A 17,124-nucleotide genomic window follows, 5' to 3' on the forward strand; every position below is an offset into this window, starting at 1 on the left:
CCATGCCCCAAGCACAGATCGCCGACAAGTACGGCAGCTTCTTCCACCTGGCGCGCCAGCACCAGGTGATCTTCTACTACGTGGGCTACTTCTCGCAGAACATCGTCGCGGCCATGGCCGAGGCCGTGCGGCTGCAGCTGGAAGTGGCCGGCGTGCCCGGCCCCACGCGGCGCAAGCTGTTCTCGTCCTTCGTGGAGATGGCGCAGAACATCATCCATTACTCGGCCGATGCACTGACCCCGCCCCACCAGGACGATGGCGAGCTGCGCCACGGCGCGGTCTGCATCCGCCGCGAGGACGACGGCAGCTTCGTGCTGCTGTGCGCCAACCCCATCGAGCCCGGCATGGGCGAGGCGCTGCGCGCCAAGCTCGACGCCCTGCGCAGCATGACCCTGGACGAGATCAAGAAGGCCTGCCGCCAGTCGCTGCGCGACGACGCGCCCGAAGGCAGCAAGGGCGCGGGCATGGGTTTCCTGACCCTGGCCCGCGATGCGCGCGAGCCGCTGCAGTTCGACTTCGATCCCGCCCAGACCGTGGACGGTCGTCCCGTCTTCTACCTGAAAGCCACGCTCTGAGCCGCACCGGCCAGCCAGGAACGCTCCGGCACCGGACCTGGACAGGCCGGGCGCGCAGGCACGGACAACGCACCGAGATCACGCATGGACAACCTCTACATCGCTCCGACCCCCAGCTCCCCGGAAGTGGACTTCCGGTTCGACACGCACACGCTGCACCTGCGTGGCGAGTCCTATCCGGAGAACGCCGCCGCCTTCTATGGTGGCATCCTCACCCGCCTGCAGGACTACCTGGCCCTGGCGCAGCCCGCGCAGCAGCAGGCACCGATCCAGGTGCACATCGCGCTGGCCTACTTCAACAGCTCCAGCACCAAGATGCTGTTCAACCTCATCGAGGCGCTGAGCGAGGCCGCCGAGGCCGGCCGCACCGTGGCCCTGCACTGGTACTACGACGAGGAAGACGACACCATCTGCGAATTCGGCGAGGAGCTGCGCGACGACTTTGCCGCCATTGCCTTCACCGGCCATCCCGTGAAGGCCGCGTGATGGACACCGTGGCAGCACCCGCCGCCTGCGCCGCTCCTGCAGATCTTTTCGATGCCGAGCACCGGGCCCTGCTGGCGGCCCGCGCGGCCCACGAGCTGGGTGAGGAGGCCGGCGCCCGGGCCTGCCACCAGGCCCTGGGCGCGCTGCTGGCCGCCTATGACCGCCTGCTGCGCGAAACGCGCCGGCTGGTGCGCCGCAGCGACCGGGCCGAGCTGGAGATGACCCAGCTCAACCAGCGCCTGCAGGAGCTGGCCGGCGAGCTGGAGTACCGCGCCACGCACGACCCGCTGACCGGCGTGCTCAACCGCGCGGCCATCATCGAGCGCGTGAACCGCCACTTCACCCAGCAGGGCCTGGCCCTGATCGTGCTGGACATAGACCACTTCAAGCGCGTGAACGACAGCTTCGGCCACCCCGTGGGCGACAGCGTGATCCTGGGCGTGGTGCGCTGCCTCAAGGCCGCCGTGCCGGACACGGCCCACATCGGCCGCGTGGGCGGCGAGGAATTCACCGTGCTGCTGCCCCAGCACGACAGCGACGGCGCCGTGCGCGTGGCCGAGCAGGTGCGCGCAGCCATCGAGGCCCATCCCTTCGGCCTGCCCGACGCCAGCTGCATCACGGCCAGCTTCGGCGTGAGCTGGCGCCCGAGCGGCGGCCGCTTCGACGAGGCCTACAGCCTGGCCGACGAGGCCCTGTACGCCGCCAAGCGCAGCGGGCGCAACCAGGTCGTGCGCGCGGCAGACCATGCCACGGCCTGAGCGGCGCGGACACAGACAGGGCTGAGGCATGAGTTTCGTGATGCGCGCACGGGCGCCCAGGGCGCCCGCCCCTGCTTCCGCCCCGCTGCAGCCGGCTCTGCAGCCGCCCCCGCCATCGCCCGTGCCCGGGCCTGAATGGCGGGTGCTGATCGTGGACAGCGACCCCGACGTACACGCCGCCTTCCGCCTGGCGCTGGAAGGCCACACCCTGTTCGGCCGGCCGCTGGTGTTCCTCTACGCCCGCTCTGGCACGCAGGCACGCAACCTGCTGCGCAGCGAGCAGGACCTGGCCGTGGTGGTGCTCGACGCCGTGACCGACGGCACGGGCGCCGGCCTGGACCTGGTGGACTTCATCCGCTACACGGCCGGCCTGCGCAACAGCCGCATCGTGCTGCGCACCGGCCGCCCGGGCCAGGCGCCCGATCTGGAAACCCTGCTGCGCTACGACATCAACGACTGCCGCACCAAGACCGAACTCACGCCCGACCGCCTGCTGGCCATCGTGGTGACCGCCGTGCGCTCCTACGAGCAGCTGTGCGCCATCGAGGCCAATCGCCGCAGCCTGGAGCTGATGGTGCGCTCCAGCGCCTCGCTGCTGGAGGAAACCAACCTGCACGCCTTCGCACGCGGCGTGATCACCCAGCTGGCCACCTTGCTGGGCGTGGCCAGCGAAGGCCTGGTCTGCTCGGAGGGCACGCACCCGGCCGAGCCCTACCGCGTGCTCGCGGCCACGGGGCCGTTCGCCCGGCTCATCGACCAGCCCATCGCCACCGTGCTGGCCTCGCGCGGGCTGCGCCTGCTGCGCCAGGCGCTGCAGACCCGCCGCAACATCTATGGCGTGCAGCGCGGCGTGGCCCTGTACATAGGCCGGGGCGACGAGCAGGACATGGCCGTCTTCATCGATGCGCCAGCCTCGCACAGCGCACTGGACCGCCAGCTGCTCGAAGTCTTCTGCGCCAACCTGCGCACGCTGCTGCACAACCGCGGCCTGCTGGAGCGCCTGCACCAGTCCGCCTACTTCGACCCCCTGGTCTGCCTGCCCAACCGCGCCCACTTCGTGGAAAAAGTGGACGAATGCGTGTGGCGTGGCACGCAGGACCATGTGCTGGCCCTGGTGGACATCGACGACTTCAGCGCCACCAACGACGTGATGGGCCACCGCTTCGGCGACCGCCTGCTCGAAGCCATGGCCCGCCGCCTGGCCGGCGCCCTGCCCGCCGGCGTGCTGCTGGCGCGCGTGGGCTCGGACACCTTCGGCATCCTGGGCCCCACAAGGGAAGTGGCCCTGGGCCAGTTGCTGGACTGCGCGCGCCAGCCCCTGGCCGTGGACGGCGTGCCGCACAAGGTCTCGCTGACCTGCGGCTACGTGCACCTGCCCCGTGAACGCCAGGCCGGCACCGACCTGGTCAAGGACGCCACCATCGCCCTCAAGCGCGCCAAGCGCGACCACCGGGGCCAGCTGCTGGAGTACTCCGAGCACATGGGCATGGAGGCACGCGACCGCGCCCTGCTGCTGTCCGACCTGCGCGCGGCCATCGACGGCGCCCAGCTCTTCCTGGTCTACCAGCCCCAGGTGGACCTGGAAACCCATGCCCTGGTCGGCCTGGAGGCCCTGCTGCGCTGGCCACGGCAGGACGGCAGCTTCGTGCCGCCCGACCGCTTTATTCCCGTGGCCGAGCATTCGGGCCTCATCGTGCCGCTGGGCCAATGGGTGCTGGCCACGGCCTGCCGTACCATGCGCGAACTGCTGGACGCCGGCCGCGCGCCCCGGCGCATGGCCGTCAACGTCTCCACCGTGCAGCTGCAGGACCCGGGCTTCCTGCAGACGGTGCGCCATGCCCTGGCCGAGCACGGCCTGCAGGGCGCGCAGCTGGAGCTGGAGATCACCGAGTCGGTGGCCGTGCTGCCCACCCAGCTGCTGCAGGCCACGCTCAGCGCCCTGCGCACGCTGGGCGTGACCATTGCCATCGACGACTTCGGCACCGGCTACTCCTCGCTGAGCTACCTGGAGCGCCTGCCGCTGGACCGCATCAAGATCGACCGCAGCTTCGTGCGCCAGCTTGGCGAATCACAGGAAGCGCGCATCGCCGAAATGATCGCCCAGCTGGGCCGCAAGCTCGGCCTGCAGGTCCTGGCCGAAGGCATAGAGGACGCCAGCGCCTGGCAGGCCCTGCGCACCATGGGCTGCCAGGAGGGACAGGGCTATCACGTTGCCCGGCCCATGGACAAGGCGCAGTTGCTGGGCTGGCTGGGCCAGCACAATGAAGCGCTTCAGCGGCAGCCTGGCACCTCTGAGTTCCCCTGAGGCGGCCAGGCCGCGCCCTGCTCCCTCCCTACCTACCTGCACACCGCAGGAAACCCATGCCGCCTGGCCGCCCACACCACGGCCAGCGATGCGCCCAGCAGCGCCAGCAGCACGGGCGTGAAGGCGCCCACGCCCATGCGCGCCAGCAGCAGGCCGCCCACGATGCCGCCGCCGGCAATCGCCAGGTTCCAGGCCGTGACCAGCATGGACTGCGCCACGTCGGCGGCCTCGCCCGCCGTGTGGGCAATGGCGGTCTGCAGCAGCGTGGCGGCGCCGCCAAAGGCCAGGCCCCAGACGGCCACCGCCGCATACACCAGGGCCGGCGCATCTGCGGCCACGCCCAGCATCAGCGTGGACAAGGCGAACAGCGCAATGCTGGCCAGCGTGAGCGCACGCAGGTGGCGGTCGATCAGCACGCCGGTGATCCAGATGCCCAGCACGGAGGTGGCGCCGAACACCAGCAGCACCAGGTCCGTGCGCGCGGCCATGCCCGCCACCGCCAGGAAGGGCGCGATATAGGTGTAGAGAATGTTGTGCGCCAGCACGAAGGCCAGCACCACGAACAGCACGGGACGCACGCCCGCCAGGGTGAACACGTGCCTCAGCGGCAGGTGGCGGCCTGCCGCCTGCCCCGCAAAGTCGGGCAGGCGGGCGCGCACCCAGACCATGAGCGCCAGCGCCAGCACGCTCATGAGGCCGAAGCACAGCCGCCAGCCCACCCACTGGCCCAGCACGGTGCCGGCCGGCACGCCCAGCGACAGCGCCAGCGGCGTGCCCACCATGGCAATGGCGATGGCGCGGCCCTTGAGATGGCCGGGCACCATGCGTGCCGCGTAGCCGGCCAGCAGCGCCCAAAGCAGCCCGGCCGAGACCCCCGCCAGAAAGCGCGCCACCAGGGTCAGCGCAAAGTGCGTGGACAAGGCCGTGACCGTGTTGGCGACGACAAAGCCGGCGATCGCCGCCAGCAGCAGGGGGCGGCGGTGCATGCCCTGCGTGGCGGCCGTCAGCGGTATGGCGGCCACCAGGGAACCTATGGCGTAGAGGGTGACGGTCTGGCCCACCCAGGCCTCGGTCACGGCCAGGCCCTGGGCCATCTGCGGCAGCAGGCCGGCCGGCAGCGCCTCCGTCAATATGGTGATGAAGGCTGCCATGGCCAGCGCCAGCAGGGAGGCAACGGGCAGGCGGTCCTGGCTTGTTCCGTTCATTGCGGCTCTCCCGAAGCCCCGTGGACCTCACAAACCCCGTAGACCGCGTCGCGCAAATCGTTGACGAAGCGCCCCGACATGCCCTCGTACAAGGTGTTGGTGAAGGCCACGACACTGAGCTCCTGCGCCCGGTCCACGAACCAGGAATGCCCATAGGCCCCGCCCCAGCGCCAGGTGCCCGCCGACTCGGGCGATGCGGCCAGCGCCGGATCGCGCAGCACGGAAAAGCCCAGTCCGAAGCCGAACCCGGGCGCATCGGGCAGCTCCAGCCCGCCCGTCTGGTCGCGCGCCATCTCGGCGACCAGCGCGTCGGGCAGGAGCGTTCCGCCGCCCTGGCGCAGGGCCTCCAGCAGGCGCAGGAAGTCGCCGGCCGTGCCGGCCATGCCCGCGCCGCCCGAGGCAAAGGCCCGCGCATTGAAGATGCGGGCCGGGCTGAACGGGATGCCGATGGCGCCCTCGAAGGGCGACACGGTCTCGCCCTCGGCCAGCGGATGGGGCTGCGGCACATCGCTGACATAGGCCGTGGCCACGCGCCGTGCGGCCAGTGCATCGGTCACCGCAAAGCCGGTATCGGCCATGCCCAGCGGCCCGGCCACAAGGTCGCGCACGGCCTGCTCCAGCGGCCTGCCGTGCACCTGTTCGATAAGGGCGCCCAGCACATCGGTGGCCAGCGAGTAGCCCCAGGCCGTGCCGGGCTCGTACCGCAGCGGCACGCTGGCGATGCGGCGCAGGTTCTCCGCCAGGCTGATGCCCGAGCCATCCATGCCGTCCGATACACCGGCCAGCGCATAAGGGCCCTGTGCGTCGGCCTCGAAGAAGCGGTAGCCCAGCCCCGCCGTGTGGCTGAGAAGCTGCCGCGCGGTGATGCGCGCCGGCCGGCCATCGGCCAGCCGGGGCCGGAACTGCGGCAGCCAGCGGTCCACGCCCTCATCCAGACCGAGCCGGCCCTGCGCCACCAGCACCAGGGCCGCCGCCGAAACAATGGGCTTGCTCGCCGAGGCCAGGCGGAACACCGTGTCCACGGCCATGGGCAGGCCGCGCTCGCGGTCAGCCCAGCCGGCCGCCTGGCGGTGGACCAGGGCGCCGCCACGCGCCACCAGCACCACGGTGCCGACCAGGCGCTGCGCCTCAAGCGCCTGCCGGACCACGGCCTGGATGCGGTCGGACAGGGGCGAGTTCAACGGGGCTGCAGGCAGCGCAGCGGGTGCAGCAGATGCCGCAGAAAGAGCAATCGTCATGGGAATTCCCGGGATCAATGAACAGGGTCCTGACGATAGAAAGCCCTCGATTAAAGAAAAAGTGGGGTAGATTTCCGGGTTATGCGGAGCTTTCTGTCCGCAATGAAGGAGTGGCCTTGGACAGCCTCAACGGTTTCCTGGTGTTCGTGCAGGTCGCCGAGACCCGCAGCTTCGTGGCGGCAGGCCGGCTGATGGGAGTCTCGGCATCGGCCATCGGCAAGAGCGTGGCGCGGCTGGAGGACCGGCTGGGCGTGCGCCTGTTCCACCGCAGCACGCGCAGCATCACGCTGACGGCCGAGGGCACGCTGTTCCTGGAGCGCAGCCGCCGCATCCTGGCCGAGATCGAGGCCGCGCAGCTGGAGCTGTCGCAGGCCAGCGCCGCGCCGCGTGGCCGGCTGCGGGTCAGCCTGCCCCTGGTCAGCTCGCTGGTGCTGCCGGTGCTGGGCGAGTTCATGCGCGCCTATCCCGAGATCGAGCTGGACCTGGACTTCACGGACCAGCTGGTGGATGTGATCGAGGAAGGCTTCGATGCCGTGGTGCGCACGGGCGCGCCCGCCGACTCACGCCTGTCCGCGCGCCGGCTGGGCGCCTTCGGCTACCTGCTGGTGGCCTCGCCCGGCTATCTGGCGCAGCGCGGCACGCCCCGGGTGCCCGAGGATCTGCTGCAGCACAGCTGCCTGCACTACCGCTACCCCCACAGCGGCAAGCTGGAGCCCTGGGTGCTGCGGCGCGCAGCGGGCGCGCCCGAGCTGCAGCTGCCCACCTCCATGATCTGCAACAACATCGAAACCCGGCTGTGCTTTGCGCTGCAGGGCCTGGGCATCGCCTACCTGCCGGATTTTTCCATCCGCGAGCCGCTGGCCGACGGCCGGCTGCAGCCCGTGCTGGCGGACTGGATGGAGCACACCAATGTCTTCCACGTGCTGTGGCCCGCCAGCAGGCACCCCTCGCCCAAGCTGCGGGCACTGGTGGACTTCCTGTGCGCGCGGGTGTTTCCGCAGGCGCAGGTCAAGCCCTGAGCGCGACGCGTCGGATCGCCGCCTGTTCCGCCCCCCCAAGGCCTGGTCCTGCGGCCGGGTTTCATCCCCGTGCAGCCAACCCACCCCGCTTCAGGAACCAGCTGAGAAAGCACCCCATGGCATGCTCGTTCGCCTTGTCCTCGCGGCAGAGCAGATAGTGGCTGGACTCCTCCAGCACCAGCTCCTGCAAGACCGGGCGGATTAGCAGCCCGCGCGCGATCAGCGGGCTGACCAGATGGTCCCAGCCCAGGGCCACGCCTTGGTCGCTGAGCACCATCGGGATCAGCAGGTTGTAGTCGTTGGCATTGAAGTAGTGGCCGCCGCCGGGCAGGCCGGCCTCGCGGTCCAGGCGATGGTGGGCCAGCCACACGCTCCAGTCCACATGCTCAGCGATCTGGGAGCGGACATAGGGGCTGAGGTTGAGCGGCACGCCATCACACAGTCCTTGCAGCCGGTGCGCCATCCACAGCGCCGAGAATGCTGGCGAGCAGCACAGCGACAGCGTGCGCCTGGCTGACAGCCGAGCTGCCCGCAATGCGTGCACATCACGCGCCACCACGCTGGGCGCGACCTACCGCATCGAACGGACCACGCTGAAGGCCGGCTATGGTCACCAGCGCCTGGACGGCTCCACGAGCCGATTCGCCTCGCTGGGCGTGGACCATGCGCTGTCGCCGCGCACCACGCTCAACGCCAGCCTGGGATACCGGCGGGATGCGAGTGCCGGCGGGCGCACGGCCCTGGACCTGGGGGTATCGCAAGGGTTCTGAGAAGAGCAAGGCAACCGGGCATCAATGCCGCCGCGCTGGCGTAGCGGCACTACAGCCCACGGCGCAGAGGTGTGCTCGCCGATAACCCGATCGCCGTCTCCAGGGACTGGCGATCCGTGGCAGGCCTGGACAGACGCATGGGAGCATGCGGCGGGAGTTTTTCCATCCGAGCAGGGCATGGCCAGACCGTGCCCATCTTGGGCCATATAAACCATGCGGTCCATGCACAATGCCAGCGGAGGCACATATGACCGCAACACCCTTTCGCGATACGACCTGGACAGGCGAGACACTGAATCCGCAAAAGCCACTTTGCGACCTTGTCATGAAAGGTGGAATCACCAGTGGTGTGGTCTATCCCAAACTTATCTATGAACTGTCGCAGCGCTATCAGTTCAAGAGTATTGGCGGGACATCTGCCGGGGCAATCGCTGCTGGAGCCTGTGCCGCTGCTGAATATGGCCGCCAGAATGGGCAGACCTGCTCATTCGAACGGCTGAAACAATTGCCCGAGGAACTCGGGGAGACCGTGGCGCCGGGCAAGCGCTCTCGGCTGTTGAGCCTGTTCCAGCCGTCCCCCGATCTGCGGCAGCATTTCGATGTCTTGCTACAGGTGCTGAACAAGAAGCCCCATTCCGCCATCATCGACATGCTCATACGCATGCTCACGGGCAAAATCGTTGCGGTGCTGGCGTTGCTTCTGATCGGTGCTGTCCTCTTGGGACCACTCATCCAATCCCTGTCAGGCAACGTGAATTTCTGGATGGCTACCGGCACGTCCCTCTGCGCCCTGGTATTGGTTGGGACAGCCTTGTGGCGTTGCGCTGCTGCGTCTGCCGTTTCCCGGTTTTCTATGCTCCTCGCGTGTGTGGGCATATACCTGCTGTTGGTCATCGGCTTGAAGCTGGTCAGTGGATTAGCCTGGCACTGCGCATTGTTCGGGATTGGATTGTCATTGCTGGCATGTGCCGTGCTGACCTGGGCCTTCATCTTGTCACTGGTCGGTTTTCTCTTTGCTCGCAGCCTGCTGGCAGGACTGCATCGCAACCGCTATGGTTTTTGCAGCGGAAGAACAATGCCGACCCCACCGGATTCCGAAAGTACTTCTCCCGGACTCACGGACTGGCTGACCACGTATTTCGATGATTTGGCCGGATTGAAGCAGCGCGAACACCCATTGACTTTCGGTGACCTCTGGGGCGGCGATCTCCAGAAGGAGCGCAATATCAACTTGGAGGTCATGACCAGCGCTGTCAGCCAGCACATGATCTACGGCATCCCGTTTCGCGAAGGCATGCCACCGCTGTGCTACGACCCCGAAGAGCTGAAAGACTACTTCCCAAAGCGCGTGATGGATTGGCTGGCAAGGACTGCCGTTCGGGCTGACATGCAGTGTGGCATTGCTCCCGAAGCCTATGCACCTGATACCAACATCCAGGTTGGCGAGGGCACGAATGCGAGAGTCCTGCATCGACTTCCTCATGGCGCCGATCTTCCTGTCGTCGTCGCCGTGCGCATGAGCCTGAGTTTCCCCTTGCTGCTGTCAGCGATTCCTCTGTATGCCGTGGATTTCAGCCGCAAGGGCAACCAGCTTGAGATAGACCGCGTGCGGGCGGCCAAGAAGGCTGGGGAACCTGCCAAGGCAACTCTACAGGCCACCCGGATCTGGTTCTCCGACGGCGGCATCGGAAGCAATATCCCACTGCACATGTTCGACGCACTGCTTCCAGGACACCCGACCTTCGCCATCAATCTCAAGGCGAAGCACCCCGACATCGAGATCAAGACTCCAGAAATCCAGGACAACCAGAGCGGCCGTATCTATCTGCCAGAAAACGGCGGCGGCCACCTGCGGCCCTGGACGAGCCCGAAGGACGAGAAACCTCTTCCCGGGCTGGCGGGTTTCCTGGTCAGCATCCTCAACACCATGCAGAACTGGCGCGACGAAATCCAGTTCACCTATCCGAGCTTCAAGGACCGCATCGTGCAGATCAGCCTGCGTGAGAATGAAGGAGGCTTGAACCTGGACATGCCCAAGGAAACCATCGCTGCGCTGGGCAACGCAGGCAGCATGGCGGCGCATCGCCTGATCAACCGATTCCATCCGGACGGGGCCCAGAACGGCCAGGGATGGACCAAGCACCAGAAAACCCGCCTGGCCACCTTCCTCGGTACCATGCAGCCAGGGAGCGCAGCGTTGTACAAGACCACTCCTGTGGAGCGCTGGACACAGCTGGCCAGTCGCATCGACTACACCCAGGCCCAGATGGCGCTGGCCAAAGACTTCCTCACGGAACTCGACAAACTGGGATCACTGGGCGCTGCGCAAAAACTTTCGCTGGAGTGTGCCGCCCCCAAGCCTGTTGCCCAGATCCGGATCTCTCCAAAAATTTGATGCGGCACTTACATGCCGACAGGCAGTCCATCCCGCCTCACTCATCGCCGGGCACTCCGTAGCTGGGCGCGGCCGTGGGATCGATGGCGCGCGTCTGGTAGTCCTGCATCTGCGGCGCGTAGGCGGCCCAGAGGCCTTGCAGCGCGCCGATGGGATCGTGCTCCGACCAATCCACGCGCAGGTCCGCCATGGGCCAGCTGTGCTCGCCCGCCACCTTGAGCGCGGCCGAATGCACGGGCCCGGCCTCGCCGCCTGCGGCCATGGCGGCCTGCATGGCGGCCAGCAGGCGCTCGGCCAGCGGCAGCGCCGCGCTGCGCTCGAAGGCCGGCACCATGGCCTCGATGGTGCGTTCGCTGGCCAGCAGGTTGCCCGCCGCCACGCACTGCCGCCCCACGGCGCTGGTGAAGATGCCCAGCGCCTGGCTGCCGCTGAAGACGCCGGTGCGGCCCTGCGCGTCCACCACGGTGACCTGGCGGTACTGGGGCCAGCTGCCGTCGTCCAGCGCCTGGCGCAGCGCGGCCTGGGGGTCGGCGCCCTGCTCCAGCAGGTCCAGCACGCGCGGGCCCAGGGCGGGCAGCGTGATGTTCTGCGTGGACACCACGCCCACGCCCGCGCGCACCCAGGGGCAGCGCGCGCCCACCGCAATGCTGGACGAGCTGATGGCCACGCCCAGCTGCCCGGTGCGCTCGCAGCGCCCCACAATCGAAAAAGTCATGGTTTCTTCCTCCTGCCGATGCGGCTGTACCAGGTGCTTGCTGTGGTCGACGTTCAGGCGCTGGCCGGCGGCTGCCAGTCATCGGGGATGACCGCGATCACGTCGATCTCCATCAGCCACTGCGGCTGCCCCAGGGCCGAGATGCACAGCCCCGTGGAGATGGGAAACACGCCCTTGAGCCACTTGCCCACTTCCTGGTAGACGGGCTCGCGGTAGCGCGGGTCGATGATGTAGGTGGTGGTCTTGACGATGTGCGACAGGTCGCTGCCCGCTTCCTCCAGCAGCTGCTTGACGTTCTTCATCGCCTGCTCGGCCTGCTTTTGCGGATCGCCCAGGCCGACCAGGTTGCCCTCGAAATCGGTGCCGATCTGGCCGCGCACATAGACGGTGTTGCCGGCGCGCACGGCCTGGCACAGGTCGTTGTCCAGCGACTGGTTGGGATAGGTGTCCTTGGTGTTGAACATGCGGATGCGGGTATGGGTGGGCATGGTCTGGCTCCTGCAGGGGGTGGATGGGAAGGTGTCTCAGAGCGCGCTACCTGCTACCTGCTACCTGCTGCGGGCGGCGGCGTCGTAGTCGCTGTAGCGGCGCTGCTTGGCGATGTGGTCGGCCACGAACTTGGCGTCATGCCACACGCCCCAGATGAAGGACGAGCCACGGCGCGACAGCCAGGGCAGGCCCAGGAAGTAGATGCCCGGCTCATGGCCCACGCCGCGGTGGTGGCGTGGCTTGCCGCCGGGCTCGAAGCTGTCCACCTGCAGCCAGCTGAAGTCCACCCTGTAGCCCGTGGCCCAGATGATGGAGGTGATGCCTGCGGCAGCCAGGTCGAGTTCGCGCAGCGGATGGGTCATGCACTCCGGATCGGGCAGGCGCCTGCGCGCCTCGGGCTCCTCGGGCAGGTCCAGGCCGTTGCGGCGGATGTAGTCGTCGGCCGCATCCAGCATGGCCAGGTAGTTGGCGTCGCCGTTGGCGATGTTCTCGGCCAGGTCGTCCCGGAAGCGCACACTGCCATCGGCGAAGGACTCGGTCAGCCCCACCAGGGTGATGCCCTGGTGGCCCAGCGCGCGAAAGTCCACGGTGTGGCCGCCGCGCGCGCCGCTGACGGCAATGGTCACATGCTCGCGGCCGGGCTTGGCAATGGCCGCATCCCATTCGCCCAGCACGCCCAGCCACCAGCAGAAATCACGGCCTCGGTAGGCGCGCGGCGGCCGGTCATGGGCGCCTACCGAGAGAAACACCTTGCGGCCCGCGCGCTGCAGCTCATCGGCAATCTGCACGCCCGAGGAGCCTGCGCCCACCACCAGCACGGCGCCTTCGGGCAGCTGCGCGGGGCGATGGTAGTGCGCGGAATGGATCTGCAGCAGGCGGCCATCGGCGGGCGCAGCTGGCGCTATCGGCGGGATCACCGGCACCTGGAACGGCCCCGTGGCCGCGATCACGTTGCGGGCCTCGATCACGCCCTCGGACGTTTGCACCGTGAAGCCCGGCCGGCCCTGGTTGCGCGTGACCCGCCTGACCTCCACGCCGGTGCGCACGGGCGCCTTGATCTGGCGGACATAGTCCTCGAAGTAGTCGGCCACCTCGTCCTTGCCGGGAAAGCCGTCGCGGTCGCCCTTGAACTCCAGGCCTGGAAAGCGGTCATGCCAGGCCGGCCCGTTGGCCACCAGCGAGTCCCAGCGCCCCGTGCGCCAGGCCTGGGCGATGCGCTGGCGCTCCAGCACCAGGTGCTCTACGCCAAGCTGGCTCAGGTGTTCGCTGGCCGCGATGCCGGCCTGCCCGGCGCCGACCACGAGCGTGTTGATGGTTTGGATTTCAGCTGTCATGGTGTGGGTCTCTCAGGAAAAAAAGGCGCAGGCCGTCCCGCATCGGCGCGGTGCCGACTGCCTTGGTGTGGTCCGCAACAAAAAAGGGAAGGAGGTGAAGGCCGCCCGTGCGGCGCTACAGGTACAGGTGCTTCACCACGTCGTTGGCCAGCAGCTCGCTGGCCGTGCCCGAGGCCACCAGCTGGCCCTTGAGCAGCAGATAGCCCGTGTGGGCGATGGACAGCGCCGCCTCAGCGTTCTGCTCGATGAGCAGCACGGTGATGCCTTGGCTGTGGATGCGCTGCACCGTCTCGAAGTACTCCTCGATGAGCTTGGGCGACAGGCCCAGCGTGGGCTCGTCCATCACCACCAGGCGCGGCTCGCCCATGAGCACGCGGCCCAGCGCCACCATGGCCTGCTCGCCGCCGGACAGGGTTCCCGCTGCCTGCGACAGGCGCTCGCCGACCCGGGGGAACAGGGCCACCACGCGCTCCAGCGCCTGGGCAAAGCCCTGCTGCGGGCGCAGCGCGTCGTGGCCGATCTTCAGGTTCTCCTGCACGGTCAGCTCGGCAAACAGGCGCCGCCCTTCGGGCACGAAGCCCACGCCCAGGCCGGCCAGGTCCTCGGTGCGCATGCGCGCCAGCGGCTGGCCCATGACGCGGATGGCGCCGTGGTGCACGGGCAGCAGGCCCGCAATCGCCTTGAAGGTGGTGGTCTTGCCCGCGCCGTTGGGGCCCAGCAGGCAGACGATGCTGTGCTCGGGCACCTGCAGCGAGACCTGGTTGAGCATGTTCACCACGCCATAGCGCGTGCTGATGGAGTCCAGTTCAAGCATGGCTGGCCTTTCTGCCCAGATAGGCTTCCTGCACGCGCGGCAGCCGGCGCACCGCCTCGAAGCTGTCGTCGCCGATCTTGCGCCCGTAGTCCAGCACCATCACGCGGTGCGGCAAGGTGGCGATGAGCCGCATGTCGTGCTCGATGATGATGAAGCCCAGCGCCGGATTGCCTTCGCGCAGGCGCTGGATGTCGGCGATCAGCGCATCGGTGTCGCGGTCGTCCATGCCGCTGGAGGGCTCGTCCAGCAGCACGATGCGGGGCTCGGCGGCCAGGGCGCGCGCAATCTCCAGGCGGCGGCGGTCGGCCTGCGGCAGGCTGCTGGCCAGCACGTTGCGACGCTGGTGCAAGTCGCTGGACACGCTTTGCAGCAGCGCGCAGGCGCGCTCGGCGCAGCGCTTCATCTCGGCGCGCGATACGGCCGGGCGCAGCAGCGCGGTGAGCACGCCGCAGCGGGTGCGCGCGTGCATGCCGATGATCACGTTGTCCAGCACGCTCAGCGAGCCGAACAGCCGGCTGGTCTGGAAGGTGCGCGCAATGCCGGCGCCCGCGATGTCGTGCGCGGCCATGCCCTTGAGCGAGCGGCCTTGCAGCAGCACCTCGCCCTCGGTGGGCTGGTAGATGCCGGTCAGCAGGTTCAGCAAGGTGGACTTGCCCGCGCCGTTGGGCCCGATGATGCCCAGCACCTCGCCCGCCGCCAGGTGGATGTCCACGCCCTGCACCGCCGTCAGGCCGCCGAAGCGCATGGTCAGGCCACGCCCCTCCAGGACCAGCGGGCCTGCGGTCGCGGCATGGTGGGTGGGATGGGAATCAATGCTCATGGTTGCGCACCCGTTGGGGGAAGATGCCGCGCGGGCGGATGATAAGGAAGGCGATCACCACCAGGCCGTAGAACAGGATGCGGTAGTCGGAAAACGCCCGCAGCTTCTCCGGCAGCATGGTCAGCAGGAAGGCGCCGACGATCACGCCCAGCGTGTTGTCCATGCCGCCTGCGATCACCAGCGTCATGATGGTCACGGACACCAGGAAGGTGAAGTTGTCCGGCGAGATGAAGCTCACATAGAACGCATACACCGTGCCCGCGAAGCCCGCCAGGAAGGCGTCCACCGCAAAGGCCTTGACCTTGAACCAGGTGACGTTGATGCCGCAGGCGCGTGCGGCGATCTCGTCGTCGCGCAGGGCATTCCAGGCCAGTCCCACGCGCGAGCTGTGCAGGCGCTGCGCCGAGACGATGGCCAGCCCCAGCAGGGCGACGGCCACGTAGTAGAAGTTGGCCTGGCCCGGCAGGCTGTGGCCCCACAGCGTGATGGGGTCGTTGAACGAATGCCCGAACAATGTGGGCGAAGGAATGCCCACCAGGCCGTTGGCGCCGCCCGTCCACTCCAGGTTCATCAGCAGCTGGTGCACGACGATGCCGAAGGCGATCGTCACCAGCGCCTGATAGCTGTCGCGGGTGCGCATGGACGGCAGGCCCAGCAGAAAGCCGAAGATCGTGGCCACGGCGGCGGCCACCAGCAGGCAGATCCAGAAGCTCACGCCGAAGTGGATGGCCAGCAGGGCCGACGCATAGGCGCCGATGCCGTAGGACGCGCCAGTGGCGAAGTTCGGTATGTTGGCGCTGCCCAGCTGGAAGTTCAGCGCCAGCGCCAGCACCGCGTACAGGCAGGCGATGATCATCAGGTGCATGGCGTAGCTGTCACCGCCCAGCACCCACGGAAACACCAGGGCCAGCACCACGCCCGTGCCCACGGCCAGCGGCCTGCACTGACCAAAGGCGGCCACGATGCGGTCCTCCACCAGCGGGCGTTTCTGCACCGCGACCAGGGCCACGGCAAAGCAGGCCAGCAGCGCCAGCACCGTGATCCAGCTTTCGGCCAGCAGGAACTGGCGCAGCAGCACGGCGCCCGCCAGGGCCACGCCCAGCACGATGGCGGCAGAGCCCGCACTCCGTGGTGCCGCCTGCGGCGGCGCCTGTATCGTCGTTGTCTGCATCACACCTTCTCCATTTTCTGAACGCCGAACAGGCCGGCGGGGCGAAAGATCAGCACCAGGATCACCAGGGCGAACACGAACACCAGGCGGTACGAGGTGCCGTTGGGCACATAGCCCTGCACGATGGTCTCGATGGCCGCAATCAGCAGGCTGCCGACAATGGCGCCCCCCAGCCGCCCCAGGCCGCCGACCACCGCGGCGGAAAAGCCGATCAGCCCCGCCTGCACGCCGAAGTCAAAGCGCACCACGCCCGCATAGCTGGCCAGGAAGATGCCGCCCACCGCGCCGGTGGCCGAGGCAATGAAGAAGGTGTTGCGAAACACCGGCCCCGGCGCAATCGAGAACAGCCGCGCGGTTTCGCGGTCCTGTGACACGGCGCGTATGCGCATGCCCATGGGCGTGTGGTGCAGCACATAGAGCAGCACGCCCACCAGCGCCACCGCCACCAGCACCGAGACCACGCTGATCAGGGGCAGCGGCCCGAACGGGGTGGGAACGGCCCCCTGCGCAATCGCCGGGAACGCGTGCGGATTGCTGCCCTGCGGGTACAGGTGGCGGATCAGCTCGCGGATCACGATGCCCAGCGCCACCGTGGCCACCAGCGGCATCATGGCCGGCGCATTGCGAAAGCGGCTGATCACCAGCCGGTCCAGGGCAACGCCCAGCCCTCCCACCGCCGCAATGGCCACCAGGCAGGCCAGGCCCAGCACCAGCCAGGGGGCCGAGCCGCCCAGCGCGGCGGCCAGGGCCTGCACGGCCGCCAGGGCGATGAAGGGGGCGACCATGGCCACGTCGCCATGGGAAAAGTGAATCACCTGCAGCACGCCAAACAACAGGCTGAAACCCAGGGCAAGCAGGCTGTAGATGCAGCCCAGGGTCAGCCAGTTGATGAGTTGCTGGAACAGCGCGTCATGCATCGATAGGGTTCCTCTTGTGTCGGGTTCGGCCGGGTTGGCGGGGCTTCGCTTGTCTCCATGTCACGCAGCCATTGAAGCAAGAAACCGCGCAAAACCTGCGTCGCTTTTGCCGA

General features: G+C 68.2%; 17 protein-coding genes. 7 read left to right on the plus strand and 10 right to left on the minus strand.

From position 1 onward, the window contains the following. Positions 1-2 precede the first annotated feature (2 nt). The 4 genes from G4D77_RS03305 (at position 3) to G4D77_RS03320 (ending at position 4,124) form a co-directional block, all read left to right on the plus strand. Positions 3-575: a SiaB family protein kinase gene (locus G4D77_RS03305; protein WP_016448190.1), complete on the plus strand. Its 573-nt coding sequence runs from the start codon at positions 3-5 to the stop codon at positions 573-575. A gap of 84 nt (positions 576-659) precedes the next feature. Continuing rightward, a complete protein-coding gene (locus tag G4D77_RS03310) occupies positions 660-1,061 on the plus strand; it encodes a DUF1987 domain-containing protein (protein WP_016448191.1) in 402 nt (133 codons plus the stop codon). Continuing rightward, positions 1,061-1,819 carry a GGDEF domain-containing protein gene (locus tag G4D77_RS03315; protein ID WP_016448192.1) on the plus strand — a complete coding sequence of 253 codons (759 nt, stop codon included), beginning with the start codon at positions 1,061-1,063 and terminating at the stop codon, positions 1,817-1,819. The genes G4D77_RS03310 and G4D77_RS03315 overlap by 1 nt, the downstream gene beginning before the upstream one ends. 28 nt (positions 1,820-1,847) lie before the next feature. Continuing rightward, positions 1,848-4,124: a putative bifunctional diguanylate cyclase/phosphodiesterase gene (locus G4D77_RS03320; RefSeq protein ID WP_154834628.1), complete on the plus strand. Its 2,277-nt coding sequence runs from the start codon at positions 1,848-1,850 to the stop codon at positions 4,122-4,124. Positions 4,125-4,156: 32 nt separating this feature from the next. Here G4D77_RS03320 and G4D77_RS03325 read toward each other — a convergent pair whose 3' ends face one another. Continuing rightward, on the minus strand, positions 4,157-5,329 hold the full coding sequence (locus G4D77_RS03325; protein ID WP_154834629.1) for an MFS transporter: 1,173 nt from the start codon (positions 5,327-5,329) through the stop codon (positions 4,157-4,159). Continuing rightward, entirely contained in the window at positions 5,326-6,567 is a 1,242-nt protein-coding gene (locus G4D77_RS03330; protein ID WP_154834630.1) for a serine hydrolase domain-containing protein, read from the minus strand. Before G4D77_RS03330 ends, G4D77_RS03325 begins: the two co-directional genes overlap by 4 nt. 116 nt (positions 6,568-6,683) lie before the next feature. Here G4D77_RS03330 and G4D77_RS03335 point away from each other — a divergent pair, with 116 nt between their 5' ends. Further along, positions 6,684-7,586, plus strand: coding sequence for a LysR family transcriptional regulator (locus tag G4D77_RS03335; RefSeq protein ID WP_047327230.1), 903 nt, complete (start codon positions 6,684-6,686; stop codon positions 7,584-7,586). Between the two features lie 61 nt (positions 7,587-7,647). Here the strand turns inward: G4D77_RS03335 and G4D77_RS03340 are convergent, their stop codons facing one another. Further along, on the minus strand, positions 7,648-8,016 hold the full coding sequence (locus tag G4D77_RS03340; protein WP_052947234.1) for a LysR substrate-binding domain-containing protein: 369 nt from the start codon (positions 8,014-8,016) through the stop codon (positions 7,648-7,650). A gap of 73 nt (positions 8,017-8,089) precedes the next feature. Here G4D77_RS03340 and G4D77_RS03345 point away from each other — a divergent pair, with 73 nt between their 5' ends. Both G4D77_RS03345 and G4D77_RS31070 read left to right on the plus strand, forming a co-directional pair. Continuing rightward, positions 8,090-8,356, plus strand: a complete 267-nt coding sequence (locus G4D77_RS03345) for a porin (protein ID WP_047327229.1) — start codon at positions 8,090-8,092, stop codon at positions 8,354-8,356. Between the two features lie 247 nt (positions 8,357-8,603). After that, on the plus strand, positions 8,604-10,751 hold the full coding sequence (locus G4D77_RS31070) for a patatin-like phospholipase family protein (protein ID WP_160310748.1): 2,148 nt from the start codon (positions 8,604-8,606) through the stop codon (positions 10,749-10,751). Between the two features lie 37 nt (positions 10,752-10,788). On the opposite strand, the gene G4D77_RS03355 is transcribed toward G4D77_RS31070, so the two are convergent. The 7 genes from G4D77_RS03355 to G4D77_RS03385 form a co-directional block, all read right to left on the minus strand. Further along, complete coding sequence (locus G4D77_RS03355; RefSeq protein WP_017406790.1) at positions 10,789-11,466, minus strand: DUF1028 domain-containing protein; 678 nt, start codon at positions 11,464-11,466, stop codon at positions 10,789-10,791. A gap of 53 nt (positions 11,467-11,519) precedes the next feature. After that, positions 11,520-11,954, minus strand: coding sequence for a RidA family protein (locus tag G4D77_RS03360; protein ID WP_013802988.1), 435 nt, complete (start codon positions 11,952-11,954; stop codon positions 11,520-11,522). A 60-nt stretch (positions 11,955-12,014) separates the two neighbouring features. Beyond that, positions 12,015-13,289 (minus strand): flavin-containing monooxygenase, encoded by a 1,275-nt coding sequence (locus G4D77_RS03365; protein ID WP_154834631.1) that lies wholly within the window; start codon positions 13,287-13,289, stop codon positions 12,015-12,017. Between the two features lie 115 nt (positions 13,290-13,404). Beyond that, positions 13,405-14,103, minus strand: coding sequence for an ABC transporter ATP-binding protein (locus G4D77_RS03370; protein ID WP_016448200.1), 699 nt, complete (start codon positions 14,101-14,103; stop codon positions 13,405-13,407). Next, complete coding sequence (locus tag G4D77_RS03375) at positions 14,096-14,923, minus strand: ABC transporter ATP-binding protein (protein WP_154834632.1); 828 nt, start codon at positions 14,921-14,923, stop codon at positions 14,096-14,098. The genes G4D77_RS03370 and G4D77_RS03375 overlap by 8 nt, the downstream gene beginning before the upstream one ends. Then, a complete protein-coding gene (locus G4D77_RS03380; protein WP_154834633.1) occupies positions 14,913-16,094 on the minus strand; it encodes a branched-chain amino acid ABC transporter permease in 1,182 nt (393 codons plus the stop codon). The genes G4D77_RS03375 and G4D77_RS03380 overlap by 11 nt, the downstream gene beginning before the upstream one ends. Continuing rightward, positions 16,094-17,011: a branched-chain amino acid ABC transporter permease gene (locus G4D77_RS03385; RefSeq protein ID WP_063326506.1), complete on the minus strand. Its 918-nt coding sequence runs from the start codon at positions 17,009-17,011 to the stop codon at positions 16,094-16,096. The genes G4D77_RS03380 and G4D77_RS03385 overlap by 1 nt, the downstream gene beginning before the upstream one ends. Between the last annotated feature and the right edge of the window lie 113 nt (positions 17,012-17,124).

Source organism: Delftia sp. WY8, from assembly GCF_018437695.1.
Classification (GTDB): domain Bacteria; phylum Pseudomonadota; class Gammaproteobacteria; order Burkholderiales; family Burkholderiaceae_C; genus Comamonas; species Comamonas tsuruhatensis.